We start from the raw sequence: 7,402 nt of genomic DNA, 5'->3' as shown, positions 1-7,402 counted from the left end.
TCCTTTACTACCTAAATCACACAAACACAAGAAGAGCACGGTGTGCCCCCGAACAAACATTATGAAATACCGTTTGTGAGGGGGTATACCGTGCTCTTCCCTTTATCTTATTTAATTAACACCGCCACAAGGCTGCGTAGCGAAACAAGAGACGTCTTATCCCAAGATCGCTTTCATATCTTCTTCTGGTGTTGTAATCGGATGTAAGTTGAATTTTTCAACTAAGATGCCAAGTACTGTGTTGGACAAGAATTTTGGCAAGGATGGTCCGATGTAGATGTTGCGAATGCCTAAGGACAATAATGTTAATAGGATACATACCGCTTTTTGTTCGTACCAGGACAATACCAATGTCAATGGTAATTCATTTACGTCACACTCGAAAGCGCCTGCTAATGCTACAGCCACTTGGATGGCGGAGTACGCATCGTTACATTGACCCATATCTAGGATACGAGGCAAGCCACCGATTTCACCGATGTTAAGGTCGTTGAAACGATATTTACCACATGCTAAAGTCAATACCATTGTATCTTCTGGAGTTTGTTTTACGAATTCAGTGTAGTAGTTACGGCCTACTTTCGCACCATCGCAACCACCTACCAAGAAGAAGTGTTTAATAGCGCCAGCTTTTACTGCTTCGATTACTTTGTCAGCTACGCCAAGTACTGTACCATGACCGAAACCAGTTGTCACTTCTGTACCACCGTTGATACCTGTGAAGTGTTGTGGCTCTTTGTAACCGCCTAATTCGATAGCGCGTTCGATTACTGCAGAGAAATCTTTTGTGCCATCTTCGTTGTGTTCCACGTGACCGCAGCCATCGAAACCAACCATATCAGTTGTGAAGATATTTTTGATGTATGTTTGTTTTGGTGGCATAATGCAGTTTGTTGTGAACAAGAATGCACCTGGAACGCCATCAAATTCTTTTTGTTGGTTTTGCCATGCAGTACCGAAGTTACCTTTCAATTGAGGATGCTTTTTCAATTCAGGGTATGCATGACATGGAAGCATTTCACCATGTGTATAGATGTTAACGCCTTTACCATCAGTTTGTTCCAATAACATTTTAAGGTCGTGTAAGTCATGACCTGTTACCACGATGAAAGGACCTGGTTCTACTGTCAAAGGTACAGTTGTTGGTACTGGAGTACCGTATGTAGTTGTGTTGGCTTTGTCTAACAACGCCATGCAAGCAAGGTTGATGCCACCGAATTCCATCAATAAGCCTAACCATTCTTCTGCACTGTGGTCTTTTACCATTTCAACAAGGCCTTTTACGAACCAAGCGTCAACTTCTGGATCATTGTAGCCCAATACTGCTGCATGCCATGCGTACGCAGCCATACCGCGCATACCTAATAACAATGTGGAACGTAAGGAAACGATGTCTTCATGACCTTTCCACAATTCTTCCCAATCAAAGTTAGGAATGTTTGCATCTAATTTATTGTGAGCGTTGTTGATCACATCGATGAACTCTTGTACACGATCTTCAGAGAAGTTTACGTTTGTTACGCACATGAATAAACCACGTTTTAACAATTGTACGTTTTCTAACGTTACTTCTGTGGCTTGCATTGCACGAGCTAACCCAATCAACGCTGCTGTTAATTCATCTTGTAAATTCGCAACTGGTGCTGTTTTACCACATACACCTTGTACTGTACAACCATTTGGTTGCGCTGTTTGTTCACATTGGAAACAGAACATACTCATAATAACCTCCTTGGGAACTTTGCCCTTAACATGTATACTACAACATACTTTTTGTATTTCCTTAGATATCTCACTAGATAGTCTCTTTCATAGTGAAAGCCCCCGCAAGGGCCATCTAGCAGTGTCTTGTTATCTATACATGTAGTATAGTATACTGAAAGCAGAAAAAACGTATCCTTGGCTACACTTTAAAAACATTTTGAGAAATGAAGAAATTGGTCGTACCCATGGATTGATATAGTAACGTAAGTAAATACGTCCCTCCCCTTCCGAGGCGAAAGACTCGGAAGCGATAGTGTCTTTTGTGTTGAAGATAGATGTAAAGAGCAATATTATATATCTAAAATATATGGTATAATTTGGATAAGAGCTGGAGGTGATTCTATGCATATCAAACCCTTTGAAGAACTGACCATACAGGATAACTTTATGTTCCAAAAGGTGATGCGTAATAAGCGCATTTGTAAGGCAACAATAGAACGTCTGTTAGATATCCAGATTAAAGATATCACCTATCTCGAAGAAGAAAAGTCACTGCGTATGAACCCAGACAGTAAAGGTATTCGACTCGATGTGTACGTCAACGATGTGGATGGTACTGTCTTTAATGTGGAAATGCAAACTACTAAAAATATGGAGGAATTAGTAAAACGAGTCAGGTACTACCAAAGTATTATCGATTTACACAACATTGAAAAAGGTCAGGATTACACCGAACTCAATGATACGTATATTATATTTATATGTACCTTTCCAGTATTTACTGGGGATCTCCACAAGTATACTTTCAGAAATATTTGTTTAGAGAATCACAATATCGAATTAAACGATGGAACTACGAAATTATTTTTAAGTACTAAAGGTACTGCCAATGATATATCTAAACCACTACAGTATTTTCTAGATTATGTAGATGGTAAATCACCTGCTGATGAGTTAGTATTGGAAATGGATTCTGTCGTAAATAAAGTACGACATTCTAAAGAATGGAGGGTAGAATATATGACACTCGAAATGGAATTAAAACGCCGATGGAAAGAAGGCATGGCAGAAGGCACAGCTAAAGGTAGAGCCGAAGGTAAAGCTGAAGGCAGAGCTGAAGGTAAAGCTGAGGGTAAAGCTGAAGTGGTTCTTGGGATGTTGCAAGATAAACTATCCTTAGAAATGATTGCCAAATATACTAAGCTTACTATAGAACAGATTACAGAGATTGGTAAAGCACACTCTTTAATTTAATGTTTGCAATATAGCGATTTGTATGACAGTATATACTGTCTTGGTACGATACTAAAAGGGTCCCTTTGGACCCTTTTGCTATACATCACATACACCGCCCTATAATATATGGTTGTGTCACACTATCATTATATTCCTAATACCACATTATAATCTTCTATTCACGGAGGTCCCATGTCGACATTACATCCAACGTTAGAAACATACATGAATACGATTCAACAATCCCCATTATGTGCGCATATTGCGCCAGAAAATTTGTCGCTTTTCTTATCGCAAGCGAATGTGAAAGTACAAAGTTTCAAAAAAAATTCTTTCATTGCCATCGCAGGTGAACCTATGGAAGGCATTGGTATATTGCTGGAAGGGCGTGCCTTGTTAACACGCGAAAACATGTTGGGACAACGAACCATTGTAACAGAGTTACAGCCGTCCTCTATGTTCGGGGAAGCCTTACTCTTTAGCAACCATCCTCTATGGCCGGCTACGATTGAAGCCACAAAAGATGCGATCGTCTTATTTTTACCAATAGAGACTTTCACCAAAGCATTCCCGGACTGCCAATCCTGTCAAATCCAGTTGCTCACGAACCTCATGCATGACCTGTCTGAAAAGGCGATGCAGCTAACTCGCAAAGTGCATTATCTATCCCTCAAAGGAATGCGAGAGAAAATTTTTGCCTACTTCATGGACATTCGGCGGGTACAAAAAAAGAACATCCTCACCTTGCCACATAATCGGCAAGAAATGGCAGATGTCCTCAACGTGAGCCGCACCGCTCTCAGCCGTGAATTAGGTCGGTTGCAGGACGAACGAATCATCCAATTCCACGGAAAAGAAGTTGAGTTGGTGGATATCGAAACCATCGAAGATTTTTCGTTCTAAAATAATAAACACAAAAGCCCCTACCGCTTCCGAGTCTTTCGACCCGGAAGGGTAGGGGCTTATTGCATCTTCTAGGAAGTTACATCTTCAGGACTTATTTCATTCCCATAGCCTGCATCAACATTTTGATTTGTGCTTTCATTTCTTCATTGTCTTGAGCCATTTTGTTGTAAGATTCCTTCATTTCTTGGTTTTCTGCTTTGATATTTGCATTATCTACCAATACTTGTTCATACGCTACTTTCGTGCGTTCGTTCTCTTGTTTCAATGCAGAGACTTCATCTTGCATTACATACACAGAGGAGATCGGGCCCGCTTTATAACGTTCAGGAATTGCTTTTTCTTCTGGACTCCAGCCAAATTTATGAGTCACGCCAGCATTCACCATATTTTGATGTTGACCCAATGTAACACCTACGTGGAACATAGTCGCTTCTTGCGTGTAATGAGCAATGCCTACAGCTGCTGCAGTTTCACTACGATAATTACCAATACCCGCCATAATTTATGTTGGTTCTAATGGGTCATATTGTAAAGGTTTCAATGCTGCTAAAGCGGCTGCTCTCGCACCAGCTTTATGGGCTTCACCCGTAGCTTGGTTCAGAACGTTGTTCGCTGTAGCTTTCAACTGATCTACGTTTACACCGTCAGTGCCATTAATACCAGGCGCCACATTAATAATGCGGTTACCACCGTTATCTAAGCCATTCGCAGTCAACGTCACAGCAGGGTTCGCTTTACCATTGGAATTGTTGGATTCAATCACCACACCCAACGGTGTCACATTCGTCGTAATCGCTGGTTCAGGTTTACCATCTTTACCAGGACGATATACAGTGTATTCACTGCCTGCTCCATCATGTTTTACCGTTGTAGGTAATTCCACAGGCTTACCTGTTTTCTCATCCGTCACAGGTTTTACCTTGCCATCTTTGTCTATGAAAGTAGGTTTAAATACGCCCGTGTAATCGGTAGAACCATCACCCATGTGAACGTTTTTCGCCAACTTAACAGTCATAGACGCCGGTGTTTTGATTGTTCCATCTGCATTTTTCTCAGCTTCTTTAGCAATGACGCCAATATTATTGTCCGTCAACTTAGTCGCATCTGCGCCACCATTGATATTCAATACATCGCCAAGACCAACTACAGCCGTCACGCCTTTGTTATCGCCTGTGAACTTACGAGCGCCTGCTAGACGGTCGCTAACCACTTTCAATTGATCTTCCGTCGCTGCACGACCAGATACAACCGTTGGATTTGCTACATTCCAAGTTTTGTTTTCCAACCCTGTCACAAATCCTTGTTTGCCGTCAATGGATACTGCTTTATCGTCAGCTTTGCCACCACTGAAAGTAGTTACTCCCTTATCTTTGAACTCAACTTTGCCGTTGTTTTCTTTATTTGTAATGGAGTTGATGCTTGTTAAGTCGCTAGCTAATTGTACTTTTAACTTGCCATCCACATTGTTCACACCAATGTTTTTGTCCGTTAATTTCGCTTTATCTGCACCACCAACAATATCTACAGTTTGGTTCAACTTCTTAGCGATAACTTTGGATTTGTCAGTACCTTGTGCGTCGTCACCAGCATATTTCACGCCATCATCCATCGTAGCTACTTCATGTTTCACCACAATGTCTTTACCAGCATTATTAGGATCTGCATGTTTCGTTTCATATACGATACGAGTCATACCGTCTTTACCATTAGCACCATCTGTGCCGTCTACACCAACAACACCTTTGTCACCTTTAATGGAAAGACCATTTTTGCCATCCTTACCATTCAAGCCGATAGATCCATCCTTGCCGTTAATCACAACTGCAGAACCGTCTTGAGTAGATTAACAATTGTAAACAAAACTATAATAAAAAATTCACCCAACCAGACCTTATATCTACATTGGGTGAACCTGTTTTACTGTATTATTTTGTCATTAACTAAACCACGGAGAAATATCAAAGTCCTCATGAATGGTTGCTTTCACCATACTGCGTCCTAGGTATAATCCTAACAAGGTTAGGTTCAAGCGGCACAATGGGATGCGATTATAGGTTTGGCATAAGTCTAGCAAGACTGGAGAGATGTGTTCTAGCACGTCCTCGAAGGATGTGTTGTCCCAATCGAAGGCTCGGCTAAAGGCTAACCCTGTCAACGCCTGTTGTTTGTCTTGATCAGTAATGCCTGCTCGTTGGAATAAATTCGGCAACATATATTCATCCACAGCCGACAATTTTAGTAAGTTCGAGTTGAGGCTCGGTACGGTAATGGATGTGCGTACCGGCGCATTTTGCATGACGTATTCTAATTCTTCCATGGTAAAGCCACGGTAATCGAACACCAACGGATAGGAGTTACGCAAAATTTGTTCAAACCGCACTTCCCCAGAGGACGATGTACAACGCAAGTATTCTAATTGTTGGTACATGTCTTCACGAGTTGGCAATTCGCTGAGTAGTGGTTCTAAATATTTCTCCACATAATGCTGGAAATTCTCCAAGGAATAGTTATTGGAATTTTTAGAATATTGCACGATCAAAGCTACTGCCAAGGCTTGTAAATGACTCTTTTGCATATTCACCAAGCATTTCAAGGCATCCACTGCCACCAAGTACCAAGTACTGGATTGTGGTCGTTTTACCACATCTCGGAAGGCATCAGCTAGCATGTCTCGTAACCACTCTGTTGGGTTCGTTACGTACGCTTTTTGCACTTGTAACAACGCTTCTTGAACAGAAATATTTTCCAATAATGTAGTGATTTCTTCTTCCGATTCAGCGCCCAATTGCGAGAATACATATTCTGTGATGTACTTAGCTGATGCTTCTGATTTCGGATTCAAGATGCCAAAAGCTGCCACGTATTGTGCTACCGCTTTGTCTACAATCGTAGATGGTTCTGTTGTGGCAGATGTTTCTAACGCTGGCTCTTCTGGAGTTTGTTCTTCTCTGACTAACTCTTCTGTAATCTTCGGCATAATCCGTGTCGCATCGTCCGCTTCTTCTAACGGTTGCTCGCTAACGGCGCGCACCAATTCTTTGGATACAATGCCTTGGGATTCGTTCCAATCTGTCGCATCCACTGCTGGCAACGGCATAGTGTAATCACTAGGATTCATCTCTTCCCAGATGGTGTCATCTGTTTCAGGTTCTTCTTTCACAGCGTAAGGATTCTGAAAGTTCCGTCTCCGTTCTTCGTAATACTCTTCATAGGTTGGCATCTGTTGTTTTGTATGTTTTTTATTACTTTTACCATCTCGAAATAAGAAATAGCAACACAGTAAAAATAACAATACGACGCCTACAACGACCACGTAAGGTCCATATTGTAATGAAAGTTGTATCAATCCGTCCATGGGGAGTCCTCCAATTCATAAATGTATGTGTACTTCTTTTATTATACCTATTTATGTCTAGATTTGAAAGTGTTCTAAGCTATTCTTCAACAAAAAAGGAACTATCCGAAGATAGTTCCTAGCGTGGTGGACGATGACAGGATCGAACTGCCGACATCCTGCTTGTAAGGCAGGCGCTCTCCCAGCTGAGCTAATCGTCCA

General features: G+C 41.4%; 6 protein-coding genes and 1 tRNA gene. 2 read left to right on the top strand and 5 right to left on the bottom strand.

Annotation, left to right across the window (positions count from 1 at the left end):
• Positions 1 to 156: 156 nt before the first annotated feature.
• Positions 157 to 1,722, bottom strand: coding sequence for a hydroxylamine reductase (gene hcp, locus EO127_RS08360; RefSeq protein ID WP_127448910.1), 1,566 nt, complete (start codon positions 1,720 to 1,722; stop codon positions 157 to 159).
• 384 nt (positions 1,723 to 2,106) lie between these two features.
• Here hcp and EO127_RS08355 point away from each other — a divergent pair, with 384 nt between their 5' ends.
• Together EO127_RS08355 and EO127_RS08350 are read left to right on the top strand one after the other, a co-directional pair.
• Entirely contained in the window at positions 2,107 to 2,958 is an 852-nt protein-coding gene (locus tag EO127_RS08355; protein WP_127448909.1) for an Rpn family recombination-promoting nuclease/putative transposase, read from the top strand.
• Positions 2,959 to 3,132: 174 nt separating this feature from the next.
• Positions 3,133 to 3,843: a Crp/Fnr family transcriptional regulator gene (locus EO127_RS08350; RefSeq protein ID WP_127448908.1), complete on the top strand. Its 711-nt coding sequence runs from the start codon at positions 3,133 to 3,135 to the stop codon at positions 3,841 to 3,843.
• Between the two features lie 94 nt (positions 3,844 to 3,937).
• On the opposite strand, the gene EO127_RS08345 is transcribed toward EO127_RS08350, so the two are convergent.
• From EO127_RS08345 to EO127_RS08330, 4 genes are all read right to left on the bottom strand, one after another.
• Positions 3,938 to 4,345 (bottom strand): YadA-like family protein, encoded by a 408-nt coding sequence (locus EO127_RS08345; RefSeq protein WP_127448907.1) that lies wholly within the window; start codon positions 4,343 to 4,345, stop codon positions 3,938 to 3,940.
• Between the two features lie 3 nt (positions 4,346 to 4,348).
• Positions 4,349 to 5,665, bottom strand: coding sequence for a hypothetical protein (locus tag EO127_RS08340; RefSeq protein WP_127448906.1), 1,317 nt, complete (start codon positions 5,663 to 5,665; stop codon positions 4,349 to 4,351).
• Positions 5,666 to 5,782: 117 nt separating this feature from the next.
• On the bottom strand, positions 5,783 to 7,201 hold the full coding sequence (locus EO127_RS08335) for an LPO_1073/Vpar_1526 family protein (protein WP_127448905.1): 1,419 nt from the start codon (positions 7,199 to 7,201) through the stop codon (positions 5,783 to 5,785).
• A 124-nt stretch (positions 7,202 to 7,325) separates the two neighbouring features.
• Positions 7,326 to 7,401, bottom strand: a tRNA-Val gene (locus EO127_RS08330).
• Between the last annotated feature and the right edge of the window lies 1 nt (position 7,402).

The sequence above is a fragment of the Veillonella sp. 3310 genome (genome assembly GCF_003999875.1).
GTDB lineage: Bacteria > Bacillota > Negativicutes > Veillonellales > Veillonellaceae > F0422.
Note: the sequence above shows the minus strand (reverse complement) of the source record. Positions and strands in the feature narration are given on the sequence as shown.

Bases quoted from the DNA above. Each gene is read 5' to 3' on its own strand.
- hcp (WP_127448910.1), bottom strand. From the start codon at position 1,722: ATGAGTATGTTCTGTTTCCAATGTGAACAAACAGCGCAACCAAATGGT.
- EO127_RS08355 (WP_127448909.1), top strand. From the start codon at position 2,107: ATGCATATCAAACCCTTTGAAGAACTGACCATACAGGATAACTTTATG.
- EO127_RS08350 (WP_127448908.1), top strand. From the start codon at position 3,133: ATGTCGACATTACATCCAACGTTAGAAACATACATGAATACGATTCAA.
- EO127_RS08345 (WP_127448907.1), bottom strand. From the start codon at position 4,345: ATGGCGGGTATTGGTAATTATCGTAGTGAAACTGCAGCAGCTGTAGGC.
- EO127_RS08335 (WP_127448905.1), bottom strand. From the start codon at position 7,201: ATGGACGGATTGATACAACTTTCATTACAATATGGACCTTACGTGGTC.